At 43.3% G+C, this 623-nt stretch carries 1 protein-coding gene; it reads left to right on the top strand.

Annotated features, from left to right (window positions below):
- Window positions 1–521, top strand: a 521-nt coding sequence (locus R7Q11_RS27460; RefSeq protein ID WP_225467143.1) for a class I SAM-dependent methyltransferase, incomplete at its 5' end; no start/stop codon positions are given.
- Window positions 522–623: the final 102 nt, after the last annotated feature.

Genomic DNA, 623 nt, shown 5'->3' with positions numbered 1-623 from the left:
GCTTAGACTTAGGTGCGCGTTTTATGCTGCAACATATTCCTCAAGACGCCTCAATCAACCACATTATCGATTTGGGATGCGGTAACGGCGTCTTATCGGTAAAAGCAGGTCAACTCAATCCAAATGTAAGACTGACTTGCGTTGATGAAAGCTTCATGGCGCTTGAATCTGCCAAGCAGAACTTATTGGATAACTTGGGCGAAGGTCGCGACATTCAGTGCGTGGCCAATAACTGTTTGGATGGATTCAAACCTGACAGTTGCGATTTAATCATGTGTAACCCACCGTTCCATCAGCAACAAGCCATTACCGATCATATAGCATGGCAAATGTTCTGTGATGCAAAACAAATTTTGAACCAAAATGGCAAGTTACTCGTCATAGGAAACCGTCACCTCGGCTACGATGCCAAGTTGAAACGTCTGTTTGGCGATAAGAATGTGAAACTCATCGCTTCTAACAATAAGTTCGTGATTTTACAGGCAACAAAAAATCCTGCTAAATTAAGCGCAAAACAATAGAGCTCTCCGAGCAAAATGTTTACAAGGAACAATAAAACGAAAAAACTGTTACTCGCGGCTTCGGTTGCATTGCTTGCTGCATGTTCAGCGCCACAACAACCG

The sequence above is a fragment of the Vibrio sp. 970 genome (genome assembly GCF_033339075.1).
Note: the sequence above shows the minus strand (reverse complement) of the source record. Positions and strands in the feature narration are given on the sequence as shown.